This is a genomic window from Aeromonas sp. MTB (genome assembly GCF_056632455.1).
The window spans coordinates 4,572,408-4,597,469 of record NZ_CP147026.1 but is presented as its reverse complement, the minus strand read 5'-3'; the positions used below and the strand labels follow the sequence as shown (position 1 = coordinate 4,597,469).

Here is a 25,062-nt window from a genome sequence, read left to right as displayed (position 1 = left end):
TTTTACTGGCTGTTCTTGCCTGATCTTGTTTCGTGAGAATTTACCCCGAGAGTACCCCGAAGTAACCTCTCGGGGTACTTTCGGGGGACACACTTATGAAGATCAGCATCGAATTCCGCGAACCGGACGCCGAAGGCAAGCGCGCTCTGCGCTTAACCTACTACGCCGGCTCCTACCTTGACCCAACCACGGGCATCCGCAAGCACAAACGCAGCAGAGAGCCCCTGGATCTCTTCCTGTACGACAAGCCGCGTACCCCGGCACAGCGGCTCCACAACAAAGAAACCCAGCGAGCAGCCGAAGCAATCCGCGCCAAGCGGCTCTTCGAGTACGAGACAGGTAAACACCATCTGGATTTCTCGAACGCCTACAAGGCCAGCTTCTTCGAGTACTTCCAAGAGGTTACAGACCAAAAAGCAGCAGGCAGCAAGAGCAACCACTCCATCTGGATATCAGCCCTCAAGCATTTACGCCAGTACCATAAGCTGCCGGAGCTGACTTTCGAGGAAGTAGATCAGCTCTTCCTGGAGGGGTTTCGGCACTACCTGATGCACAAAGCTCGCACCAAAAGCGGCACACCACTGAGCCGCAATACCCAGAGTGCCTATTTCAACAAGTTAAGGGCAGCCCTGAACCAGGCAGAGCAAGAGCGGCTGCTACCGGATAATCCGGTACGACGTGTCAAAGCTATCCAGGGGGAGAAAAACAAGCGGGTTTACCTGACCGAAGACGAAGTTCGAGCCCTGGCCCAGGCCGAGTGCCGCTACGACGTTCTTAAGCGCGCCTTTCTATTCTCCTGCTGCACTGGCTTGCGCTGGTCAGATATTCACAAGCTGACTTGGGCAGAGCTGGAGCCCTTCTATGGCCATTACCGTATCGTCTTCACCCAGAAAAAGACCAGCGGCCTGCAATACCTGGATTTGAATGACATGGCGATGCAGCTGATGGGGCGCCCAGGCAAGGCAACAGAGCGGATCTTCAAGGGCCTCAAGTACTCGGCTTGGCACAACATGGAGCTCACCCGGTGGGCGTTGCAGGCGGGTATAACCAAGAAGGTAACCTTCCACAGCGCGCGTCATACCTTCGCCGTGATCCAGCTTAACCGCGGCGTTGATATCTATGCCCTCTCCCGCTTGCTGGGGCACAGTGAGCTGAGAACCACCGAGATCTACGCCGACATTCTTGAATCGCGGCGCCGAGATGCCATGCTCGATTTCCCCAATGTCTTGGGGTGATAGAAGATGGGACGCCCCCTCGACGAGATCATGGCCAGGAAGAGCCAACAAATAGGCCAGCGCGGCCATGCGCTGGCCTAGATTATCTTAGATAATATAGATCGGATTTCAGGATCGCCCTGCAGCTCAGGTAGCACTGGGGTTTATCTGATGAGGCCTGTGACCAATATCATGAACTTTGTGACCACTTTCGTGATAGTCCGTGACCATTATCGTGATAGCGCAGGCCGACCTATGGTGAACCGCCCCTTGGCATATTCACTGATTGACCAACCCAGTTCAGCCAGTTCATCCAGAGCCTTGCGGACTCGCGATTGCCGCTTTCGATCGGTGGCCGCGCTGGACTTATCAGGAAAAGCGTAAGAGACCAGTTTATCTAAACCTACTGGCTTGCTGCGGCCACAATCAATCCAGGCGCAAAGCCGCTGATGCAATATCCGAGCAGTGCTACTACGCAGTTGCCGTACCTCAGCCAGATCGATATAGGTATATCGGCCATTCCCCAACACGGCATTGGTCAGCAAGGGATTTAGCGCCACAAAGAGCCCATCGGTCAAGGCATCGCTGGCATAGTTCGCCAGCAGACGAAAACCGCTACGCAGGCCAGCCACCTGTGCTATTACCGACACCTTCCACAGCCGCTCGACACTGCGGCGCACCGTGTTGGTGTCACGAGGGTTGGCGTAACCAATCTCCTTGGCCAGTTTGCGCAAGCTGCTTTTGACCACCAAGACATCCTGCTGGTTGGCAATCCCACGCAGCTGAAGTAGGTCTCGCAATATATCTCCGGTTTCACCACTCGCAACAGGCCCAATCTTGCCACCTTGTGATTCAAGCCCAGCTAGGGCAACCAACCCTTGAAGTACTCGCAAATCGTCGGCCCCCAAGGGTTCTGGCCCAGAAAACTCAATCTGATTACCGTTATCCAAGCGGTAAATCACCGCCAGCTTGTCTCGACGGCGCTGACCAGGAGCTATGGCTCTGAACAATCCTGGGGCCAGACAGTGCATATGGTCGTGCCGGGCATGAGTTAGTTCAAAGCAAGGCACGTTTGCCTCCAGCCCGGCGTGTTACGTCCAAACTGGCGGGGTGCAGCACGCCACCTTCCCTCCGCACCAACCAGCGCTCCGGTAGTGGCTGCCCATAATTACTTTTGCTTACTCCAAACCGCACGTAAAGCTGGCTCAGCTCTGCCGATACGCCCAGCTGCTGCGCCTCTTTCTTGGTCATAGTGGCGAGATAGGCCTGCCAGCGGACGTTGTCCACCAGAACTGACGACCCCCTGCTTGCCTGCTGCAGATCGCCAGCTTCTTGGAATACTGCGGATTTGCTGGTGTGGTGTACAAACAACACAGCACATCTCAGCCTCATGGCCAGCCGCTCCAACTGACCCAGTACCTGCGTCATGGCACAGGCCGCGTTCTCGTCGGCATCGTGGAAACGCCTCAAAGTATCGATGACAATCAACCTCACCCCTTCAGCCCATATAGCAATCGCTTCCCACCAATGGCTATCCAGCACATTCGGACTGGATCCCTGCAGCGGTATGAGGCGAAGGTCTCGCTCAACGTTGGCACGAAGTTCAGGGTCAAGATATCCGCCCAAGGCAAACAGGCGCTGGTGCAGTACAGGCCAAGGATCCTCGGCAGGCAGGTAGAGCACAGCCCCCCTGCTCAGATTGCCAAGCCCAATCCAATCCGGCCCACCGGATATCTGCATTGCTAGTTGCAATGCCAACATCGATTTGCCCACCCCTCCCGGTGACACCAAAGCACCAACGCAGCCAACAGGCAGCCCCGGGAGGACAAAATCGAGGGGTTTCGGAGGTTCAATAAAAGCCGACCGGAGATCCTGGGGCCAGTGAGATGTTATGAGATCTCGCTCCATAACAGCCTCACAACCGCCCATGGCTAGCTTGCCGCACACGCTTGGTTACATGCTCAGTGAGTTCGGCGTCCGGTGAAATGCGGTGGGAGAGCAGCCAGTCCAGCAGCTCAACGCGCTTGAAGTAGATCTTTTTGCCTTGTGGCTTGTAATGCGGCAGACGCTTTTCACTGGTCAGCCGGTACACATAGCTGACAGAAACCCCCAGCAACTCGGCGCACTCCTCGGCAGAAAGCACCTCTTTTTGCGCCAGTACTTGCTGGATTACCAGCTGCTTAAGCTCATAAAGCTCTTTCAGAATTGACCCGTTAGGATCGCTGTAAACTGACGGATTTTGCTCACGCATGCAGATGATCTCCCTGTAACAAACATCAACATGCAAAGCGTACCGAGGACCTAACGAAATCCAGAGCGCTGTAAGAGCCCGTTTTGGGCACTTACAGCGTTTTCGGGAAAAATTTCACATGTGAAATTTTGGCTAGTGTGTAGCAGAAAATATGTCAGCTCGCGCACATACAGAAGTGACATGAATGGTTCCAACAGAACCTATGTGGCAAGATGTTCTATCGATACAAACTCAAGCCAAGCATCAATGAACCTGCCAAGTTACGAAGCCATGATGCCAGCCGTACTTGCGAGCCTTGCTGATGGTCAGGCACGCCCTCTACGTGAGGTATTCGAGCTGGTGTGTCAACACTACGCCTTTACCCCAGATCAGCTGGCTGACACCCTCCCCAGCGGTCGTCAAACGACAATCCGCAGCCGTGTAGGCTGGGCAAAAACTTATCTGGTCAAAGCAGGGCTAATTACTCAGCCCAAGCGGGGCTTGTGTGTGATCACCCAGCGGGGCCTGGAAGCTCTCACATCAGGACAAACCATTGATAACCGATATCTGGCACAGTTTGGAGAGTTTGTTGCCTTCACTCTGGCGTCCAGTGAAAGTACCGATCACCAATACTCGCCCCGCGTCCAGATTGGGTTAGAGCAACAAAGAGAGGAGCAGATTCAAGTCTATACCCCTCAAGAACAGATAGAACAGGCCATGACAACCCTTAACCAGTCGCTGGCCGATGACCTACTGTCCGAGATACTGGCCATGCCACCACGCTTCTTTGAACAGCTGGTCGTCGATTTGATGGTCGCCATGGGTTATGGCGGCAGCCAGCAGGATGCCGCCCAGACCACCCGCTACCAGAGTGATGGCGGAATCGATGGCATTATCAAGGAGGATCGGCTGGGCCTCGATTCCATCTACCTGCAGGCCAAACGCTATACCGAAAAAACAGTAGGCCGCCCCGAGATCCAGGCCTTCGCAGGTGCGCTCGATCTACATCGTGCTCGCAAGGGGGTTTTTATCACTACCTCCAGCTTTAGCCGCGAAGCTATGGAGTATGTCGGGTTGATCGAAAAGCGTATCGTGCTTATCGACGGGCAGCGCCTCGCTGCATTGATGATTGAGTATGGTGTCGGAGTCACTACCCGCCAGACTCTTACCATCAAAGCACTGGATTCTGATTACTTTTTGGAAGAGTGACCGCAGTAAACAACTCTCAAACTAGAAACACATAAGGTGCATACACCGAACTTCAGGAGAGCCGACTGTCATGGATAAAAAACTGCTCAGTGAGCGCGATATCTGCACCAAGTTCATTACACCGGCCATTCAACAAGCTGGCTGGCAGCAGCATCAATTCCGTGAAGAAGTAAACCTCACCGATGGTCGTGTAATGGTTCGCGGAAAGCTGGCTTCTAGAGTAAAAAACCCCGAAGCCAAAGGCGGTCCAAAACGTGCTGATTATGTGCTCTACGCAAGCCCAAACGTCCCAGTTGCAGTTGTAGAGGCTAAACAGGCGAAGTTCTCAATTGGTCACGGTATGCAACAAGCGCTAGCCTATGCCGAGATGTTAGACGCGCCGTTTGCCATCAGTAGCAATGGCGATGGGTTCCTCTTCCATGACCGAACTGGTCTCACCCTGCCTGTCGAACGAGAGCTTCAGCTTTCCCAGTTCCCGACCTTGGCCGCCTTGTGGACGGTATATCAACAATGGAAAGGATTAGTTGCGCCTGAGGCTGTAAAACTGATTGAACAGCCGTTTTATACCGATGGTAGCGGCCGTGAGCCACGCTACTATCAGCGAGTTGCAATCAACCGTGCCATTGAAGCGGTAGCCAAAGGCCAAGAGCGAGTGTTGCTGGTTATGGCCACCGGTACAGGGAAAACGTACACAGCTTTTCAAATCATTTGGCGCTTGTGGAAGGCAAAATCCAAGAAACGAATTTTGTTCCTGGCTGATCGCAATATCCTCGTCGACCAAACCATGCAGCAAGATTTCGCCCCCTTCGGCGAGGTAATGCACAAGGTTACCAACCGTGAAGTCAAAAAGAATTACGAGATCTACCTTGCTCTCTACCAAGCGGTAACGGGGAAGGAAGAATGGAAGCAGATCTATCGCCAGTTTCCAGCGGATTTCTTCGACTTAGTCGTGATTGATGAGTGTCATCGTGGAAGCGCCGCGGAAGACTCAGCATGGCGCGATATACTCGATTATTTCACTACTGCCACCCACCTCGGCTTGACCGCCACACCGAAAGAAACCAAAGAAATAAGCAACATCACCTACTTCGGAGACCCCATTTACACCTATTCACTCAAGCAGGGTATTGAGGACGGTTTTCTTGCCCCCTACAAGGTTATCCGCATTGCAACCGATGTTGATGCAGTCGGCTACACACCTGAGAAGGGAAAAATCGACAAGCTAGGTCAGACCATTGAGCAACGGCAGTACAACACCAAAGACTTTGATCGCAATCTGGTACTGGAGAAACGCACAGCTCTTGTCGCCAACAAGGTATGGGAATACCTCCAAGCAACAGACCCCATGGCCAAAACCATCGTGTTTTGTGACGACCAAGACCACGCCGAACGGATGCGGCAAGAGCTGGTCAAGCTCATCCCTGCTGCCGCAAACAATCGCCGCTACGTCATGCGAATTACCGGGGACGATAACGAAGGGAAAGCACAGCTCTCGTACTTTATCGACAACGATGAGCCTTATCCGGTTATTGCGACCACCTCAAAGCTTCTTACCACGGGCGTAGATGCCAAAACCTGCAAGCTGATTGTCTTGGACCAGAGCATCATTTCGATGACGGAGTTCAAACAGATCATTGGCCGCGGTACTCGTCTGCGCGAAGACTATCAAAAACTCTATTTCACCATCATGGACTTCAAAGGCGCTACACGACTGTTTGCTGATCCCGATTTCGACGGCGAACCTGTAGTGATCTACGAACCTAGCCTTGAGGACCCTGTAGTACCGCCAGATGTCGTCACGCCCCCCGGTATAGACGAGCCCGAACCGCTACCCTATGATCCGAGTCTCACAGATAAGACTGGTGGCAGTTCAGGTCGAGTAAGGTTTGTGATTGATGACGTCAATGTGCGCTTAGCTGTAGAACGCTCGCAGTACCTTGATATCGACGGCAAACTCATCACTGAGGACTACCGAGCTTTACTCAAATGCGACCTAAGAAAGGCTTTGCAAGAGAAATTCGGTAGCCTAACCGATTTCCTGCGCCGCTGGAGCTGCGCCGAACGTAAACAAGCAGTGCTAGAAGAATTGGAAAAACATGGCGTACCATTAGAACTCCTGCAACAGGCTGTCGTAAACGGCAGCGAACTGGACGCGTTTGATCTGGTAACCCACTTAGCTTTTGACCAAAAACCACTCACTCGGCGGGAACGAGCCAACAACGTGAAAAAGCGCGATGTGTTTGGCAAGTACGGTGGGCAAGCCAAAGGCGTACTGGAAGCCTTACTCGAGAAGTTTGCCGACCACGGCATACAAGACATAGAGGATGCCAAAGTGCTGGAGTTGCCGCCATTTGACCAATTTGGCAGCAAAACAAAAATCCGCCGGGGCATTTTTGGTGGCGTAGAGCAGTACACCCAAGCCGTACAGGAGCTGGAACTGGCTCTCTACGACATATCTGAATCAAAACAGGCTTGATTAAACAGCAAGCCACCAACTAGCGAACACTCAGATGAATCTCAGCAGTACCATCAAATCCATTCAAGACATCATGCGCAAGGATGACGGCGTCGATGGCGACGCACAGCGTCTCGGCCAGCTCACATGGATGTTGTTCCTCAAGGTGTTTGATCAACGTGAGGAGGAATGGGCGGATGATAACCCGGAGTACACATCTCCCTTGCCTGAAGAGTACCGCTGGCGTAATTGGGCAGCCTATATAGTCGATGCTGATGGCAAAAAGAAACCACAAATTGCCGGCAGTGAATTGATCAGCTTCATCAACAATGAGTTATTCCCAACGCTCAAAGAGATTGATGCCAATAAGAGCCCCCAGCACAAAGTAATCCGCAGTGTCTTTGAGGATGCGAATAACTATATGAAATCCGGCTCACAGATGCTGGCCGTGATAGAGAAGCTGGAAGACGCTATCGATTTCCACGATTTTACAATCCGCGCCAATATCGGCGATGTATACGAGCAATTACTCAACGATTTGCGTGGCGCAGGTAATGCAGGGGAATTCTACACCCCGCGCGCCATCACGGCCTTTATGGCAGATAGAGTCAATCCGCGTCTAGACAAACGTGAGACTGTAATGGATCCAGCCTGTGGAACAGGTGGCTTCTTGACCGCAGCGATAGACCACTTCCGCAACCAACTATCGACAATGAAATCACCGCGTCCGGAAGATAAGCGCGCCATTGAAGAACTGATCCACGGTATCGAAAAGAAGCAGTTGCCGCACCTGCTCTGCACGACCAACATGCTGCTGCACGGTATTGACGTGCCAAGCCAGATCGAGCATAAAAACACGCTAGGCACCGGCTGGAACGAATGGAGCGCCAACCAAAAAGTCGATTGCATCATCACCAATCCCCCATTTGGAGGATATGAAGACGATGGCATCGGCAGCGACTACCCGGCTGACCTGCGCACCCGTGAAACCGCCGATATGTTCATGGCGCTCATCATCAAGAAACTGTTGAAGGAAAACGGCCGCGCCGCCGTGGTGCTACCCGATGGTTTTCTGTTTGGCGATGGAATCAAAGGCTCTCTAAAAAAACTGTTGCTGCGCGACTGCAAGCTGCACACCATCATCCGCTTACCCAAGGGGGTGTTTGCACCATACACCACCATCAAGACCAACCTGCTGTTCTTCACCAAGGGCAACATGGTCAATGACGGCACCGAGCACTTCCACACCGACACCATCTGGTTTTACGAACACCCCTACCCACCGGGCTACAAGAGCTATTCCAAGACCAAGCCCATTCGTCTCGAAGAATTCAAACCCGAGCAAGAGTGGTGGGGATCGGAAGAAAACGACTTTGCCGACCGAGTGGAAAATGAATTTGCCTGGAAGGTTGATTTCAAAACCATGCACGATCAGGCTGAAGCGGCAGCACAGCCACATTGGGAAAAAGCTGAGCAACTCCAAGTCAGCGCTGGATTGAAACGTCGTCAGGCAAAATACCTGTCAGACAGTTTGACCGGGCGACGTAGTGATCCAGAACTAGTGGAATACCTGAAGGAGCAACTAACGGATTTACAGAGCGACTTAAAGAAAGTTGATCAGAATGGGCGACTTTATGTCTCAGTGCTCATAGAGGAATTACAAGCTGCAATTGAGTGTCAAAGCACTCAGCAAGTTATTTCTCTGCTGGAAAATTCTGTAACCCGTCTACGAGACGTCGCGGATGGACTGGACTTGCAAGCGCGTGATGCGCAAACCGTGGGAGATCGCCTCTACTGGCCCATCTTCAACCTCGATCTGAAAAACCCTAACACACCAGAAGCAGAAACCCACAACCCGGACCTACTGCTGGAGAAGTACAAAAAACTGTTGGGCGAAATTGAAGAAACAGAAAACCAGCTCAAAAGCGAGTTGGCCGCCGCTCTCGCTCACCACTTTTCTGGTGAGGATGCTTGATGGACACGAAACAGTTTTTGGCGGAATTTGGGCATATTGCTAATGCGCCGGGGGGAGTTGATAAGCTGCGTGAGCTGATCTTGTCTCTGGCTGTAACTGGTAGGCTTGTCGAACAAAATAGCGAAGACCAACCAGCATCTGAATGGCTACAGGCTTGCGATCAGATGAAGGAAAAACTCTACGCCGAGAAAAAAATTCCCAAACCAAAACAGATGTTAGATATTGCCCCAGAAGAAATGCCATTTGCTCCCCCACCCGGGTGGTCTTTTGCACGCCTTGGACGTTTCACATCCAAGATTGGCTCAGGAAGTACTCCGCGCGGCGGAAGCCAAACTTATGTCAAAAAAGGCATTCCTTTTTTGCGCTCACAGAATGTTTGGAACGACGGCATTCGACTCGACGATGTGGCCTACATCACTCCAGAGACGAATCAGAATATGGGTGGCACAATTCTCCAGGCGCATGATCTACTGCTGAACATCACTGGAGCATCATTGGGGCGCTGTGCGGTCGTACCCACGAACCTTGTCCCAGCCAATGTCAGCCAACATGTAACTATCATTCGATTACTGGACGCCACTGCTCGACATTACTTGCATATATGCTTTCTATCGCCCCTACTCCAAAGCATGATTTGGAGTCGCCAAGTAGGAATGGCGAGAGAAGGCCTCAGTAAGAAGGTGCTCGAACAATTTGAGATCCCCCTCCCCCCAATCAAAGAACAATCGCGCATCGTTGCCAAAGTCGATGAGTTGATGGCCTTGTGTTACAAGCTGGAAACGCAGCAGCAAGAGCGCCGCAAATTACAAAACGCCCTGCGTCAGGCTATATTACAAGCCCTCACCAACGCCACCTGCTCACAAGAACTACAAACTACATGGGCACGCCTAGCCGACAATTTCATGCGGCTTTTTCATGCACCAGAGGATGTTGATGACGTTATCGCTGCATTGAAGAGTCTGGCTGTTCGCGGCCTGCTTGTGGAGGCATCTGTAACATCAGCTGACCTAGAAGCAATCAAAGCAGATTGTTCACAATTGCGGGTGGAGTACATCAATGATGGTCTGATGCGGCGTCAAAAGTTGGTTAGCATGGCCGAGTACGAAACGATCTATCCCAATCATTGGGTGATCGCCCCCTTCGATGAGGTGGCAATAGTTATTGGAGGTGTTACCAAAGGACGCAACCTTCGTGGTAAACAAATGATGGTCTGTCCGTACTTGGCAGTGGCTAATGTTCAGCGTGGTCATTTCAAGCTCGATGGTTTGAAGACAATTGAAATTGCTGCTGACGAACTGGCGAAGTATCAGGTTCAAAAGGGCGATCTTCTGATCACAGAAGGTGGGGATTGGGACAAGGTCGGACGCACTGCAATTTGGCGTGGTGGTATAACGAACTGTCTACATCAAAATCACGTGTTCAAAGCGCGTGTCCCCAGCAAACAACTGCTTAATGAATGGGTTGAATTAGTTTTCAACTCGAATATCGGACGAGACTATTTTGCTGGAGCGTCTAAGCAGACAACAAATCTTGCATCGATCAATATGACGCAGCTCCGTAGCTTTGCATTACCGATCCCACCTCTTGACGAGCAAAAGCGAATTATCACTTTGCTTGCTGAGCTTACCTCACAGTGCACCGAATGGCGTAACCAACTACAGAGGAAACAATCCTTATCCGCGCTTCTGGCGAATGCCGTGATTTCAACATTGACAGGCCTCACCATCGAACAAGAAGAGGAACCCATGAGAGCCCCTCAAACCGAGCTGATCGCCCCACTATGCTTGGGCACACCACCCGACATCAAAGCCCAAGCGCCGCTGGCCACCATTCTAGCCCGCCACAACGGCGAAATGAGCGCCAAGGATCTGTGGCAGCGCTTCGGCGGCGAGATTGATGCCTTCTACGCGCAGCTGAAAATAGAAGTGGCACACGGCTGGATCCGAGAACCAGCCCCCGCCGAAGTGCGTGAAAAACCAGACAACACGCTGAGAGCCTGATATGCAACTGCTGCGCATCCGCATCCCAACCTTCCGCAATCTGCGCAATCTCGACATCGATTTTGCAACACATTTGAAGCCAGCAGTAAGCGCAACAGATGCACCTCCGAAACCTATCCGTAGCCATGCACTGATTGGCCAGAACGGCACAGGCAAGTCCAACCTGATCGAGGCGTTGATCACCATCTTCCGTGATGTAGATCTCGACCGTGAAGCAGCATTCGATTATACGTTGGAATACAGCATTCGCGGCCATGCAGTACGTATTGAGGCCGATACTGCCAAGCAGAAGCGCCCCTATGTATGGGTAGACAGTAAAGCTGAATCACAGGGCTTTTTGCTGAAAAACCGTGAGCTACTGCCTGCGCATATTTTTGCCTATTACTCGGGTCGCAACGAGCGTATCGAGGCATTGTTTCAAGAGCACCAACGTCGTTTCAACCAGCGCCAGGAAATCACCACTGACGAAGTCCTGCCCGAACAGCTGCTGGAAAACTTTACCGGATCCGATGCGAATATACGTGCAATTGAAGAAGCCAAACGCCGCAGTGATGCACGACTGAAACAATCAGGCGACGACCGGTTGCGCCGCCTGTTTTATTGTCGCGGCGGCCACAGTCAGCTGGTGTTGCTGGCTTGCCTACTATCGGACGATCCCGTATTTCAGAAGGTACTCAAAAATCTGCACATTGAGTCGCTGGAATCAGCACTATTTGTGCTGAAAGAACCGCACCGCCTGCGAGAAAAGCGCCGTGGTGGCAAGTTCGACGAACAAGAGCTGAACGAGGGCGATCCACGCTTCTGGTATGCCCGTGGTAATGTGGTAAGCGAGTTCCTAGACAAACTCTGGCAAGTGTCTTGGGCACCGATTGAGCAAGAGGCGACCAAACAGATCGACTTTCGTGGCCGCACCGAAAAGCAAAAACAGCTGTACCTTTTCGTGCCAAGTCAGGAAAAGCTCAAACAACTGGGCGAACTAATCGGCAGCACCGACAGTTTCTTCCGCTATGCAGAAGGAGCCTACATTGGTGACCTAATCGAAGAAGTGCGCATCACGGTGAAGAAACGCGATGAACATGGCGGCAAGGTGAACTTTACGCATCTGTCAGAAGGCGAGCTGCAAATGCTAACCGTGTTGGGACTGATGCGCATCACTCGCGAAAACCACTGCCTATTTCTGCTTGATGAACCAGATACCCACCTGAACCCGATCTGGAAGCTTCGCTATTTTGACGATATCGAAGGAGTATTGGGCAATACCCATGAAGGTGGCTTCAGCAGTGCATTTAGTAGCAGTGCCTTTGATACATCCACCGGACATTCGCAAATCCTCATTACCACCCACGACCCCATGATGGTGGGCAGCTTGAAGCGAGAGCAGGTACATATACTACGTCGTGATGGTAACCGCACCCTTGTCGATAATCCGGATGAACATCCTCAGGGGATGGGTGTAACAGGGCTACTCAAGAGCGACTTGTTTGGTTTGTCGTCCACGTTGGACATAGAGACCGAGCGCCGCTTGTTCCGCAGAAATGAACTCTTCGTACAGTCTCCTCGCACCCCTGAAGAAGATGCCGAGCTATCGCGACTTTCTGCCGAACTGGCTGACCTCGGATTTTCAACCTCCGACTTCCGCGACCCGGATTACGCGCTATTCGTGCGCAAGATGGCGCAACACAGACGCTTCCGTAAATCCACTCTCACACCGCAAGAGCAGGCCGAACAAGATGCGATTGCCGATGCCATCATTGACGAAATATTGCGTGAGGAAGGAGCCCAATGATCTGGATTGACCTAGAGCACAAGCGACCGACCGATACTGACATCCCGAACTGGACACCATGGACACAAGAGAAATGGGATGCTTGGTTGGCGAAATCGGCCCAACTAATAGCAGCGTTGGCCGCTTTGGATGCTGCAGGGAAACGAGATGAACGCAACACGCTAATTGATTCCAACAGTGCGCACTGGGGTGCACTAAAGGAATGGCTGTTAGCTTTGTCAGCGGGTAAGTGCTGGTTTTCAGAGGTTCGCGAGCTGTACTCACATTACGATGTGGAGCATTTTCGACCCAAGAAAGAAGCTAAGGCATTGGATGCAAGCCTGCGTGATGGTTACTGGTGGCTGGCATTTGACTACATGAATTTTCGCGTGTGCGGTAATGTAGGTAACCGTAAAAAAGGTGGATGGTTTCCACTCAAGGGCGGCTCACTGTGTTCTACCTACACCGATCCCTGTGAGGAATCCGAAACACGTTATCTACTCGATCCTATTGATGACGATGACGTTGCGCTTATCGCCTTTGACGAAGAAGGGAAGGTCATTCCTATGCCTGGTTCCTCTGCTTGGGAGCAGGAGCGAGTCAACGAGACGGTAAAGCGACTCAAACTCAATGAGCATCCCCCCCTAGCAGAAGCTCGCCGCAAAGTCTGGCAGCAAGTGGACAAACTAATCGATGACTTTACAAAAGCTAAAGCCCGCTGCACGACAGGCAATAATCCAGCAGCCAAAGCGAAGCTTACCGAAGTTCGAGCTCGCGTGCGCGAAATGACCAGCCCGACAGCTGAACTATCGGCTGTCGCTCGTTGGTGCTTGTTGATGCGCAATAATCCACAACTTTCCAAGTTAATTGGGTAAGGAGTACACATACTTCCCTGCTTGCTCATTTTTACTTGATGCAATCGATAAACCTTATCACCGCCGATGTAAAAATGCCCCACTAACGCCGGAGTAAAGTTGACCCACCTGGGCCAAGATCGTGGCTTTTGAGCTGCCCCCATTTTGACCCAGGAGTTATCAGTGGAAATCAGAGTGTTGGCCCGTCAGGGCATGAGCATCCGGGCTATCGCCCAGCAATTGCGGGTGTCCAGTAACACGGAGCGCAAGTATCTGCGTAACCTGGGCCTGCCAATCTATCCCAGCCGAGCAGCTCGCCCAACCAAGATCGCCCCCTTCAAACCCTATCTGCAAGCGCGTATCCAGGCTGCGAAACCATACGGGATTCCGGCGACGATGCTGCTCAGGGAACTGCGAGAGCGTGGTTACACTGGTGGGCTCTCCCAGCTCAACCTGGTATCACCTCAGCACCATGATGCTCTAGGCACCATCGTCCGTTTTGCCCTCCCCCGGTAAACAGATGCAGGTCGATTTCACCATTATCCGCAAGCGGGATGCCTATGGTGACGGCGACTATCGTTGGCACCCGGCCCTGCTCGCCCTGGCCGAAGAGCTCGGTTTTCGCCCCCGCGTCAGCCATCCCTACTGGACCCAGACCAAAGGCAAGGTCGAGCGTTTCTAGGGCTACCTCAAGCGCAGTTTTGTCACACCACAGGCTACCACCCTCAACAAGGCAGGGCTGGCGCTGGATGTGTCAACCGCCAACGCCCATATCGGTCCCAGGCTGCAAGACATCGCCAACTAGCGTAGTCAGGGGGAACCGCAGAATTCGGAAAAAATCGTACGCTAAGCTAACGGTGTTCTCGTGACAGCTCTTTGACTAGGCTTTCTAAGGCCATTCTGATAGCCCTGACTTCCTGAAAAGCCATGGCTAAAATTTGTGCGGCTAAAAGGGATAACCGATGGTAAAGTAAGTTATCCCTGTCGAGATACTGAAAAGCGTTATCCTCGTTTTTCCCAAAACTGTTTTGCCAGTTCGCTCAGAGCGCTAGTTAACTGAGCGACAGATTTCGCACTTTGCAAATTATTCTGCCCGGTCTGTACATTGGTATCAGCAGCATCGCGTATATTGATAATACTGCGGTTTATGTCTTCACTTACTGCTCCCTGCTGCTCGACCGCAGTCGCTATTTGCGCGTTCATGTCGGTAATTTCGTTAACGCGTTGGCCAATTCCATCAAGAGCTGTAGCTGCTTCCTCTGCGTGAGCTACACTCGTGTGCGCTTGCCGACTACTTTGCTCCATGACTGTAACAGCGGATTGCGCTCGCTCTTGTAGAGCGCTGATCATGCTTTGAATATCCGTTGTCGATTGCTGTGTGCGAGCAGCAAGACTGCGAACCTCATCGGCGACAACAGCAAAACCACGCCCCTGCTCACCAGCACGCGCGGCCTTCCCGCTTCTCAATTGAGCATATAATTTTTCCGCAGCCAAAACCTGCTCAGGTTCAGGCTTGGTCCTTACAGACTGGTATTCAACAATCGAACCATTCTTAGCTATTGGCGTTACATAAGCACTTACCCAATAGTGGTCGCCATTTTTACAGCGATTTTTTACTAGCCCCATCCATGAGCGGCCAGATTTTAATGTACTCCACATATGCTCAAATGCAGCAGGCGGCATATCTGGGTGTCTTACGATGTTGTGAGGCTGGCCTAATAGTTCTTCCTCAGTGAAACCACTGATTTTAATGAAGTCAGGATTAACGTACGTGATATGGCTTTGAGGGGAGGTAGTCGAAAGGGCACTGTTGCAAATAGTCGGTGGTGATAAACTTATCATCCCCTTTTGCTGATGGAGCTGCACATGAACCCATTCAAAGGCCGGCATTTTCAGCGTGACATCATTCTGTGGGCCGTACGCTGGTACTGCAAATACGGCATCAGTTACCGTGAGCTGCAGGAGATGCTGGCTGAACGCGGAGTGAATGTCGATCACTCCACGATTTACCGCTGGGTTCAGCGTTATGCGCCTGAAATGGAAAAACGGCTGCGCTGGTACTGGCGTAACCCTTCCGATCTTTGCCCGTGGCACATGGATGAAACCTACGTGAAGGTCAATGGCCGCTGGGCGTATCTGTACCGGGCCGTCGACAGCCGGGGCCGCACTGTCGATTTTTATCTCTCCTCCCGTCGTAACAGCAAAGCTGCATACCGGTTTCTGGGTAAAATCCTCAACAACGTGAAGAAGTGGCAGATCCCACGATTCATCAACACGGATAAAGCGCCCGCCTATGGTCGCGCGCTTGCTCTGCTCAAACGCGAAGGCCGGTGCCCGTCTGACGTTGAACACCGACAGATTAAGTACCGGAACAACGTGATTGAATGCGATCATGGCAAACTGAAACGGATAATCAACGCCACGCTGGGATTTAAATCCATGAAGACGGCTTACGCCACCATCAAAGGTATTGAGGTGATGCGTGCACTACGCAAAGGCCAGGCCTCAGCATTTTATTATGGTGATCCCCTGGGCGAAATGCGCCTGGTAAGCAGAGTTTTTGAAATGTAAGGCCTTTGAATAAGACAAAAGGCTGCCTCATCGCTAACTTTGCAACAGTGCCGGCGCAGCTTGCCCGCGAGTTCAACATCAGCCGGGAAACCCTCTACCAGTACCTCCGCACGGACGACTGACACATGCCGCGTCGCTTGATCCTCTCGGCCACGGAGCGGGACACCCTGCTTGCGCTGCCGGAAAGCCAGGATGACCTGATCCGCTACTACACCTTCAACGACTCCGACCTGTCGCTGATCCGCCAGCGACGCGGCGACGCCAACCGCCTCGGCTTCGCCGTGCAGCTCTGCCTGCTGCGCTACCCCGGTTACGCGCTGGGAACCGACAGCGAGCTGCCCGAGCCGGTCATCCTGTGGGTGGCGAAGCAAGTCCAGGCCGAGCCGGCGAGCTGGGCAAAGTACGGCGAGCGCGACGTGACCCGTCGCGAGCATGCCCAGGAACTGCGCACCTACCTGCAACTGGCCCCGTTCGGCCTGTCCGACTTCCGCGCCCTGGTGCGCGAGCTAACCGAGCTGGCCCAGCAGACCGACAAAGGCTTGCTGCTGGCCGGTCAGGCCCTGGAGAGCCTACGGCAGAAACGACGCATCCTGCCGGCGCTGAGCGTGATTGACCGGGCCTGCTCGGAAGCCATTGCGCGAGCCAATCGGCGGGTCTACCGCGCCCTGGTCGAACCACTCACGGACTCGCATCGGGCCAAGCTGGACGAGCTGTTGAAGCTCAAGGCCGGCAGCAGCATCACCTGGTTGACCTGGCTGCGCCAGGCACCGCTGAAACCCAACTCTCGGCACATGCTGGAACACATCGAGCGGCTGAAGACATTTCAGTTGGTGGACTTGCCCGAAGGCCTGGGCCGGCACATCCACCAGAACCGCCTGCTCAAGCTGGCCCGCGAGGGTGGGCAGATGACGCCCAAAGACCTCGGTAAGTTCGAGCCGCAGCGCCGCTACGCGACCCTGGCCGCCGTGGTGCTGGAGAGCACCGCGACCGTGATCGATGAGCTGGTCGATCTGCATGACCGCATCCTGGTCAAGCTGTTCAGCGGCGCGAAGCACAAGCATCAGCAGCAGTTCCAGAAGCAGGGCAAGGCGATCAACGACAAGGTGCGCCTGTACTCCAGGATCGGCCAGGCGCTGCTGGAAGCGAAGGAAAGCGGCAGCGACCCCTATGCCGCCATCGAGGCGGTGATTCCCTGGGACGAGTTCACCGAGAGCGTCAGCGAGGCCGAGCTGCTGGCCCGGCCGGAAGGCTTCGACCACCTGCACCTGGTCGGCGAGAACTTCGCCACCCTGCGCCGTTACACGCCGGCCTTGCTGGAGGTGCTGGAACTGCGCGCCGCGCCGGCCGCGCAAGGCGTGCTGGCAGCCGTGCAGACCCTGCGTGAGATGAACGCCGACAACCTGCGCAAGGTGCCGGCCGATGCACCCACGGCCTTCATCAAGCCGCGCTGGAAGCCGCTGGTGATCACCCCGGAAGGCCTCGACCGGAAATTCTACGAAATCTGCGCCCTGTCCGAGCTGAAGAACGCCCTGCGCTCCGGCGACATCTGGGTCAAGGGCTCGCGGCAGTTCCGCGACTTCGACGACTACCTGCTGCCGGCCGAGAAGTTCGCCGCACTCAAGCGCGAGCAGGCCCTGCCCCTGGCGATCAACCCGAACAGCGACCAGTACCTGGAAGAGCGTTTGCAGCTGCTGGACGAGCAGTTGGCCACCGTCACCCGCCTGGCCAAGGACAACGAGCTGCCCGATGCCATCCTCACCGAGTCAGGGCTGAAAATCACCCCGCTGGATGCGGCGGTGCCGGATCGGGCGCAGGCGCTGATCGACCAAACCAGCCAGTTACTGCCGCGCATCAAGATCACCGAACTGCTGATGGACGTGGACGACTGGACGGGCTTCAGCCGCCACTTCACCCACTTGAAGGACGGGGCCGAGGCCAAAGACAGGACGTTGCTGCTGTCCGCAATCCTCGGTGATGCGATCAACCTCGGGCTGACCAAGATGGCCGAGTCGAGCCCCGGCCTGACCTACGCCAAGCTGTCCTGGCTGCAAGCCTGGCACATCCGCGACGAAACCTATTCGGCGGCCTTGGCCGAGCTGGTCAACCACCAGTATCGCCACGCCTTTGCCGCCCACTGGGGCGACGGCACGACCTCATCCTCCGATGGCCAGCGCTTCCGCGCGGGTGGCCGGGGCGAGAGCACCGGGCACGTCAACCCGAAGTACGGTAGCGAGCCGGGACGGCTGTTCTATACCCATATCTCCGACCAGTACGCGCCGTTCAGCACCCGCGTGGTGAATGTCGGCGTCCGCGATTCCACCTATGTGCTCGACGGCCTGCTGTACCACGAGTCCGACCTGCGGATCGAGGAGCACTACACCGACACGGCCGGCTTCACCGATCACGTCTTTGCCCTGATGCACCTGCTAGGCTTCCGCTTCGCGCCGCGCATCCGCGACCTCGGCGAAACCAAGCTGTACGTGCCGCAGGGCGTGCAAGCCTACCCGACGTTGCGCCCGCTGATCGGCGGCACCCTGAACATCAAGCACGTGCGTGCCCACTGGGACGACATCCTGCGCCTGGCCAGCTCGATCAAGCAGGGCACCGTCACCGCCTCGCTGATGCTGCGCAAGCTCGGCAGCTACCCGCGCCAGAACGGACTGGCCGTGGCCCTGCGCGAGCTGGGCCGGATCGAGCGCACGCTGTTCATCCTGGACTGGCTGCAAAGTGTTGAACTGCGCCGCCGCGTGCATGCCGGCCTGAACAAAGGTGAGGCGCGCAACTCGCTGGCCAGGGCGGTGTTCTTCAACCGCCTTGGGGAAATCAGGGATCGGAGCTTCGAGCAGCAGCGCTACCGGGCCAGCGGCCTCAACCTGGTGACGGCGGCTATCGTGCTGTGGAACACGGTGTACCTGGAACGCGCCACCCAGGGGTTGGTCGAGGCCGGCAAGCCGGTGGACGGCGAGCTGCTGCAATTCCTGTCGCCGCTGGGCTGGGAGCACATCAACCTAACCGGCGATTACGTCTGGCGGCAGAGCCGCAGACTGGAAGACGGGAAGTTTCGGCCCTTACGGATGCCCGGAAAACCTTAGCGTACGATTTTTTCCGAATTCTGCGGGCTCCCCTAGTCATGGCACCACCGGTGAAGCCCCGGCTATCCGATCCGATTACAGCATGAGCTGCATCATTTTCTCCCCCTGTCACAGGTGCTGCTCGTCAGTCCCTGCACCACGGCCACGGCGCGCCCCATGCCGCTGGAGAGCTTGCAGCATCCGCGATCGGTATATCAGGCGCAGCTGGAGGTGAACGAATGAACTTGCAGCATGAACGCCTGATGGCCTTGAGCCAGACGCTGCGCCTAGAAGTGAATCGGCGAAATTAGCCAGAGTGGGTCAGTTTTCGGGCGGCGTAGACAAAACCTGTAAAGCTAACCCTCTCCTCGAGCCTATAAGGATCCTGAAACAGCATGAGATGCAGTCCGAATTTGGGGGAGCAATATTCCAGATAGATAAGAATCCGCCCCCATCAATTCCAGCACACCAAGGTATCTCACCCCCTTCAAACAAGATGGCCAACATTCCAGAGAGAAAAACGGCACGAAGTTTCCAGATAGATAGGAAATCTTCGATCAGGATTCCACATAACTCGTTCTGAGCAGGCATTCCACTATGTGGAAAATTCGCACCACTTTTCCAGATAGATAGTTATGTGGAAAGAAACTGGACGGGAATTGGTTGGGAATGACAGTGTTCATTCCATGGCTACACATTCTGCGTGATTCCACGCAACCATGTTTGACGCGAGCGAACAAAATTCAATACTTTCAGTACGTTGTTGATTTTTTCCTGAGCAGAGTCCATGGTGATATGGAATTTTGTCACACGATCACCTAATTACGAGCTCATAACCATGAACAGCATCGTCATCCTGAGCATCTTGTTTGCATTCCTGATAGGCTTTGGCGCCTTTGCCGCATGGCTGTATATCGAAAAGCGTCGTATGGGTGCTTCGGATAAATGACCCGCTATTTTGCTGAACGGACCTCTTTTGCCACGCACGAAATCAGATGGCGGGAGCAACCCAACATCTCCTGGATCACCGAGTAGCTGTGTCCGGTGCTCAATAACTGTGTGATGTGCTGACGCTTCTTCTCATCTTTCTGGCGACCACGGTATTTCCCCTCATCCCTGGCCTTGGCAATACCCTGCTGTTGCCTGCGTCTGCGATCTTCATAGTCTTTGCGAGCTACTGCTGCGAGCATATCCAGCAGCATGCCATTTACAGCCTGCAAGATGGCGCTGGTGAACTCGGAGCGGCTGTCCCCCTGTAACGCCACCCAGGAAGTAGGAAGCTCAGGAGAAACGATGGAGAGCTGTTTCTGCGCAAGCAATTGCTTCAGTGTTTGCCAATCCGTCTGATTGAGGCGAGCCAGACGATCAATCTGTTCTACCAGCACAATGTCACGATCTGCAGCGTCACGGATCAGCCGCATAAGCTCAGGCCTGTCCAGCGTCGCCCCCGACTCATTCTCTACATAGAAACTGGCAATCTGATGGCCATGCTCAGCAGCAAAACCAATCAGCAGCTCTCGTGCCCGCTCAGCATCCTGTTCCACTGTCGATGCACGTAAATACGCCCTTATGAACATTGAAACCCCCATCGGTCTGTTTAAATTGGTTCCCAATTATTAGTTCAATATAAATGGTTTCAATATGATTTTCGAGAGGGTATTAAGTGGTTTTTATGGGGTATACCTTTTTAGAACCACCACATGACGATCGAAACACAACCTTTCGATAGCCTTTTGATCTGACAGCACAAACTTTAAGTGTGATCCGTCATCACAAAGTCGCTTTTGAGTTGTATTTGGGTATTTAAGCGACGTTGCTCACCATTCCTGATCTGCTGAATGGGATGCCAAAGGAGGAAATCTACAGAAGCTGGGCTTGTTCGGTGAGTCATCTTTTCGACTCACCGAACAAGCCAGCAGCCAAGCGCAGCGCGGCAGGCTATTGAACGTTACGTACAAAATCCCAACCATGTGACACCATACTGACAAGTATTCTGTCTCAAACTACCAAATGACCGTACCAAGGGGACAGCTTGCCCGAGCACCAACTGGGATCTGGCGGTGGCCTTTGCTCCGACTAAACAGAGTGGACTACTGGATACAGCACTGAAGAACTGCTGGCGCTGTAGTGCAATGAGTTCTGGGGGAAACTCTCGGTTATCGATTTAAGTAGAGAAGTAGAGATGAGCGATAACGCTTATATCGGCGCTTTGCGCACCAGCTTGTCGCGCTACCAGGCGGAGCTGTCAGAGATCCGGGCAATTCTGGCGCAGCGTACCCTTTCCAATCTGGAGTACCGCGCCGCCGAGCGAATCCTGCAGGTTTCTATCGAAACGAGTATTGGCGTGGCAAAACACTGGGCCAAAACACTGGCAGGCCATACCCCACAGGATGCCAATCAGGCATTCGAGTTCCTTGTCCTACGTGGTGAGCTATGCCCCGACACTTTGATCTGTTGGAGCAAGCTCATTGGCCTTCGCAATACGCTGGTGCAAGACTATCTGAATATTGACCCCGAGATAATTCTCAGTGTGATTACTCCTGGCTATAGCGACCAACTGTTTACGTTTGCAAAGCAAGGTCTCGACTGGTTGGCTGCCCATATTGATTGAAACTTCGACATCATCTTTCTGTTTGCCTGTTGTAGCACGTTATCAAGCGGCATCAACCCAGCCATTCGATTTGCTCAGTTGCATTGGCCAGGATAGCGTAGGGGCATTACAGCTGGTTACCGAAGGGCACGATGTTCCAGATGTCAGGCGAATCGACTACAAGGCCATTTCCGATGACGAGCTCGAGCAGATCCTGACCAGCTACAAATCAGGAATCCCTTTGGGGATGGTTAACCATAAACCGGGGCAGTCATCATTGCCTGGGTAGTGTTTCTTAAAAAAATAAGAAAAATTACATCATTCCTATGATTTTTATAGCCATTTACAGTCATACAATCAGATCTATCACATCGATTGATCGATTAACCCTCGCTTGCCAATAAAAAGAGCCCCTGATTTCTCAAGGGCTCTTTTTTTATGACTACGGCTGAAGCAGTAGAGGCAGGTTCTCAGCCAGGGTGGTGGTCGGCTCGCTGCACTGCCACCTCGGCAGGCGATCTGGGCTGCATGATAATCAGTGCCATTACCCCGAGGATCACCGCCAGCATCACCGAGCCGAAGCGGATCATGCCATCGCTCAGCGCATCGATGCTGGTCGAGGTAATCGAGTAGAACACCAGCACGACATAGCTTGAATAGAGCAGCTGAATCGAGTTGTAACTGGCCTTTCTCTCGACGGCGTGGATCCCCATAAACAGGGCGCACACCAGAGTGACCCCCAGTTGCCCAATCAGGTTGGTTTGAAACACGCACATGATCAGGGGCGGCACGGCATAGAGCACGCTGGCATAGGTGGTCAGCAACCGCCGGATACCGTAGTTGTGCCCCAGCGCCGGATTGGGATCCTTGATGATCAGCGCGACCACGATGGCAATGATGGTGCTCTGCTCCAGATCCAGGGTGATGCCGACACAGAGAGTAGCCAGCACCAGCACCGCCTTGAACAGAGTGTGCCAATCCTGATGAGGCGTCTTGCCTGCACTGCTGGCTGCTGCAGAGGCATCCGTTAACGGCTCACCACCCGGGAAGATGAAATAGGCCAGATACGCGGTAAACCCTGCCACGAAGATGTTCTTAAGCAACGCCAGCGGTATCTGGTCGACCGAAATCCCCTTCTGTTTGGCGAACACCGCAATCATGGCCGTCGCCACGATGAGCAGGATTGCTATCAGGTCCTGCGCGTTTTTTCGGGTGCGATCCATGCACCAGTAGAAGACGCCCAGCAGCGCGAGGTAATAGACATGGGGGTAATCCAGCAACAAGGTTGCCAGCCATGCCTGTATCCAGGAGGTCAGATACAAGACCCCGGCCATCAGAAACACCATGATGAGCGGTGGCGGGTTATGGGTGGTGGTGAGAAATACCGCGCACATGGCCGGGGCCAGCAGCGGTAAATCCGTACCAAAGACAAATTGCCAAAACAGCAGCAGCACCGGAAACAGCGCTACCCGCAGCAAGGCATTGGCTGGACTATGAAACATAGCTTATGTAGCTCCATGCCCATATCCAGATATCTGCCAACCGCTCACCCAGATAGGACTCTCCCGGGTAGAAGGCGACGACAGCACGACCGCCGAAGCGCGGGTTCACGCCGGGCGGAAGGTCATCAAACTGGATATTGACCGGGAAGCGCTGGGCGCTTGGCTGGGAGGTAGGGGAATCCAGCAACCCAGTGCCGGTATTGACCTGCAGGCTGCCATTGCCACTGCTGCCAAAACCGATGGAAGTGATCTTGCCGGTGAAAACCTGGCCCGGATAAGCATCAAACACCAGCTTGACGGCATCATCCCGCTTCAAATAGGCCAGCGAGTTCTCCCGCACCATGGCGGTCAGCCAGAGCTTATCGGTATTGATAAACGTCAGCAGCGGCTGGCCTGCGCTGGCATAGTTGCCTTTGGCCAGCGCCAGATTGGTAATGACACCATTGGCGGGTGCCTTCAGCTCGGTGTGTTCGAGATTGAGGCGGGCCTGGGCTCGCTTGTTGAGCACGGCCTGAATCTCGGGGTTCTCTTCACCGCGCGGGCCAATCTCAAAACGGGCCTTTTCCAGCGCAGAGACGGTTTGCGCCAGATTGGCCTCGGCGGTTTGCAGCTGGGTCAGGCTGTCATCCATGGCTGCACGGCTGATGGTGCCCTTTTTCAGCAGGGCCCGATATCGCTCCACCTGCAATCTGGCGTTGTTAGCAGCAGCGCGGGCGGAAGCCTCATTGGCTTTCGCAACCTTGATGGAGGCAGAATCGGCATGGTATGACTGGGCAGCCTGTTGCAAAGCGAGCTCGGCCGCCTTCTCCTCCAGCTCAAACGGCGCTTTCTCGATGGTGACCAGCAACTGCCCTTTCGACACCTCATCGTTATTGGCGGCATGGATGCTGGCCACCGGGCCGGATACCTGCGGCGCAAGACGGATCACCTCGCCATTGACTCTTCCCATATCGGTCATGGGGGTCACCCGATCGGCCCACAGGCTGTAAATCCAGAGAATAAAAACCGCCAGGAAAATACCATAAGTCAGCGAACGGGCCTGCTTGGTCTTGTCCTGTGCAGCAGGCACAGTAGCGGCCGTTTTCTCGGTTGCCGCGCTCTTCGGATCACTCATGAGGGTTATTCCTTTTCTGAAATAAATGGGGAGGCAGAATCAATCCAGAAGGCTAACTTTCTTAAAGATCAGATTCTGTTTGGTGCGATATTCAATAAACAGGGTGATAACAAAAGCAAATCCACCGACCAGAATGGCGGCCCAGAAGCTGGAGACGGCCATTTCACCCATGTATTTGGTCCAGATCACCGCCAGCGCCACAAACCAGCCGAACAGGGCAGCACACTGGGTAATCGCTATAGGCAGCATGGTGCGCAAAAACGAGGGATTGAAGCTGCTTTGCAGCGCAGGACGAGCCTTGTGCAGATGGTTGACGAACAGCTTGGCGGTGATCAGCGACAGTATGATCCCCAGACCGAAGGTCAGGGATACCGCCTCCCCCACACCGATGTCTGCTCGTGGGCAATGGCATTGACCGACAAGGGTACAAAATCGACCCCCTTGAAATGCCAGTGTGCAATCAAGCCGTTGATCACACCGTTAATCAAGCCTGCGACAAGAGAGTCCTGAAG

Annotated in this window: 19 protein-coding genes and 2 pseudogenes; 13 read left to right on the top strand and 8 right to left on the bottom strand. The window is 54.0% G+C overall.

The genetic code is table 11. The annotated features are described in order from the left end of the window. Nucleotides 1–95: 95 nt before the first annotated feature. Entirely contained in the window at nucleotides 96–1,235 is a 1,140-nt protein-coding gene (locus WBR25_RS21065; RefSeq protein WP_064978384.1) for a site-specific integrase, read from the top strand. A gap of 209 nt (nucleotides 1,236–1,444) precedes the next feature. Here WBR25_RS21065 and repC read toward each other — a convergent pair whose 3' ends face one another. From repC to WBR25_RS21050, 3 genes are read right to left on the bottom strand one after another with little or no spacing between them, the layout of a single operon-like run. Next, nucleotides 1,445–2,245, bottom strand: coding sequence for a replication protein C, IncQ-type (gene repC, locus WBR25_RS21060; protein ID WP_411588350.1), 801 nt, complete (start codon nucleotides 2,243–2,245; stop codon nucleotides 1,445–1,447). Nucleotides 2,246–2,270: 25 nt separating this feature from the next. Next, nucleotides 2,271–3,122: a helicase RepA family protein gene (locus WBR25_RS21055; RefSeq protein ID WP_103829069.1), complete on the bottom strand. Its 852-nt coding sequence runs from the start codon at nucleotides 3,120–3,122 to the stop codon at nucleotides 2,271–2,273. 7 nt (nucleotides 3,123–3,129) lie between these two features. Continuing rightward, nucleotides 3,130–3,465, bottom strand: a complete 336-nt coding sequence (locus WBR25_RS21050; RefSeq protein WP_411588352.1) for a helix-turn-helix domain-containing protein — start codon at nucleotides 3,463–3,465, stop codon at nucleotides 3,130–3,132. A gap of 180 nt (nucleotides 3,466–3,645) precedes the next feature. On the opposite strand from WBR25_RS21050, the gene WBR25_RS21045 reads away from it, so the two are divergent. The 7 genes and pseudogenes from WBR25_RS21045 to WBR25_RS21015 all read left to right on the top strand — a co-directional run. Continuing rightward, the gene (locus tag WBR25_RS21045; RefSeq protein ID WP_411588353.1) at nucleotides 3,646–4,653 is read left to right on the top strand and encodes a restriction endonuclease; all 1,008 of its coding nucleotides are present in this window, start codon (nucleotides 3,646–3,648) and stop codon (nucleotides 4,651–4,653) included. 70 nt (nucleotides 4,654–4,723) lie between these two features. After that, nucleotides 4,724–7,129, top strand: coding sequence for an EcoAI/FtnUII family type I restriction enzme subunit R (gene hsdR, locus WBR25_RS21040; RefSeq protein WP_411588355.1), 2,406 nt, complete (start codon nucleotides 4,724–4,726; stop codon nucleotides 7,127–7,129). Between the two features lie 34 nt (nucleotides 7,130–7,163). Then, the gene (locus tag WBR25_RS21035) at nucleotides 7,164–9,083 is read left to right on the top strand and encodes a class I SAM-dependent DNA methyltransferase (protein WP_411588357.1); all 1,920 of its coding nucleotides are present in this window, start codon (nucleotides 7,164–7,166) and stop codon (nucleotides 9,081–9,083) included. Next, nucleotides 9,083–11,083: a restriction endonuclease subunit S gene (locus WBR25_RS21030; RefSeq protein WP_439981898.1), complete on the top strand. Its 2,001-nt coding sequence runs from the start codon at nucleotides 9,083–9,085 to the stop codon at nucleotides 11,081–11,083. The genes WBR25_RS21035 and WBR25_RS21030 overlap by 1 nt, the downstream gene beginning before the upstream one ends. 1 nt (nucleotide 11,084) lies before the next feature. Beyond that, complete coding sequence (locus WBR25_RS21025; protein ID WP_287872878.1) at nucleotides 11,085–12,869, top strand: AAA family ATPase; 1,785 nt, start codon at nucleotides 11,085–11,087, stop codon at nucleotides 12,867–12,869. Next, nucleotides 12,866–13,723 (top strand): HNH endonuclease family protein, encoded by an 858-nt coding sequence (locus WBR25_RS21020; RefSeq protein WP_411588363.1) that lies wholly within the window; start codon nucleotides 12,866–12,868, stop codon nucleotides 13,721–13,723. Before WBR25_RS21025 ends, WBR25_RS21020 begins: the two co-directional genes overlap by 4 nt. Before the next feature lie 141 nt (nucleotides 13,724–13,864). Beyond that, a pseudogene (locus tag WBR25_RS21015) lies at nucleotides 13,865–14,504 on the top strand (IS21 family transposase); the annotation flags it as partial. 200 nt (nucleotides 14,505–14,704) lie between these two features. Here the strand turns inward: WBR25_RS21015 and WBR25_RS21010 are convergent. Next, nucleotides 14,705–15,592 carry a methyl-accepting chemotaxis protein gene (locus WBR25_RS21010; protein WP_236893398.1) on the bottom strand — a complete coding sequence of 296 codons (888 nt, stop codon included), beginning with the start codon at nucleotides 15,590–15,592 and terminating at the stop codon, nucleotides 14,705–14,707. Between WBR25_RS21010 and WBR25_RS21005 the strand changes: the two genes are divergently transcribed. The 4 genes and pseudogenes from WBR25_RS21005 to WBR25_RS20990 form a co-directional block, all read left to right on the top strand. After that, on the top strand, nucleotides 15,569–16,273 hold the full coding sequence (locus WBR25_RS21005; protein WP_001067858.1) for an IS6-like element IS26 family transposase: 705 nt from the start codon (nucleotides 15,569–15,571) through the stop codon (nucleotides 16,271–16,273). The two genes, WBR25_RS21010 and WBR25_RS21005, sit on opposite strands and share 24 nt — an antisense overlap. Before the next feature lie 47 nt (nucleotides 16,274–16,320). Then, on the top strand, nucleotides 16,321–16,395 hold the full coding sequence (locus tag WBR25_RS21000) for a helix-turn-helix domain-containing protein (protein WP_479749922.1): 75 nt from the start codon (nucleotides 16,321–16,323) through the stop codon (nucleotides 16,393–16,395). 3 nt (nucleotides 16,396–16,398) lie between these two features. Further along, a complete protein-coding gene (locus tag WBR25_RS20995) occupies nucleotides 16,399–19,365 on the top strand; it encodes a Tn3-like element TnAs1 family transposase (protein WP_001138014.1) in 2,967 nt (988 codons plus the stop codon). A gap of 22 nt (nucleotides 19,366–19,387) precedes the next feature. After that, nucleotides 19,388–19,587 (top strand): annotated as a pseudogene (locus WBR25_RS20990) (IS21 family transposase); the annotation flags it as partial. Nucleotides 19,588–20,297: 710 nt separating this feature from the next. On the opposite strand, the gene WBR25_RS20985 reads toward WBR25_RS20990, so the two are convergent. Next, nucleotides 20,298–20,921: a recombinase family protein gene (locus WBR25_RS20985; RefSeq protein ID WP_034524237.1), complete on the bottom strand. Its 624-nt coding sequence runs from the start codon at nucleotides 20,919–20,921 to the stop codon at nucleotides 20,298–20,300. A gap of 605 nt (nucleotides 20,922–21,526) precedes the next feature. Between WBR25_RS20985 and hepT the strand changes: the two genes are divergently transcribed. Continuing rightward, nucleotides 21,527–21,955, top strand: coding sequence for a type VII toxin-antitoxin system HepT family RNase toxin (gene hepT / locus WBR25_RS20980; protein WP_151286436.1), 429 nt, complete (start codon nucleotides 21,527–21,529; stop codon nucleotides 21,953–21,955). A 449-nt stretch (nucleotides 21,956–22,404) separates the two neighbouring features. Here hepT and WBR25_RS20975 read toward each other — a convergent pair whose 3' ends face one another. Genes WBR25_RS20975 through WBR25_RS20965 form a run of 3 tightly spaced genes read right to left on the bottom strand, consistent with a single transcriptional unit; the run spans nucleotide 22,405 to nucleotide 24,934 of the window. Continuing rightward, the gene (locus WBR25_RS20975; RefSeq protein ID WP_354688691.1) at nucleotides 22,405–23,436 is read right to left on the bottom strand and encodes a DUF2955 domain-containing protein; all 1,032 of its coding nucleotides are present in this window, start codon (nucleotides 23,434–23,436) and stop codon (nucleotides 22,405–22,407) included. Beyond that, nucleotides 23,426–24,550, bottom strand: a complete 1,125-nt coding sequence (locus WBR25_RS20970) for an HlyD family secretion protein (RefSeq protein WP_151286438.1) — start codon at nucleotides 24,548–24,550, stop codon at nucleotides 23,426–23,428. Before WBR25_RS20970 ends, WBR25_RS20975 begins: the two co-directional genes overlap by 11 nt. Before the next feature lie 39 nt (nucleotides 24,551–24,589). Continuing rightward, nucleotides 24,590–24,934, bottom strand: coding sequence for a hypothetical protein (locus WBR25_RS20965; RefSeq protein ID WP_479749150.1), 345 nt, complete (start codon nucleotides 24,932–24,934; stop codon nucleotides 24,590–24,592). Nucleotides 24,935–25,062 lie beyond the last annotated feature (128 nt).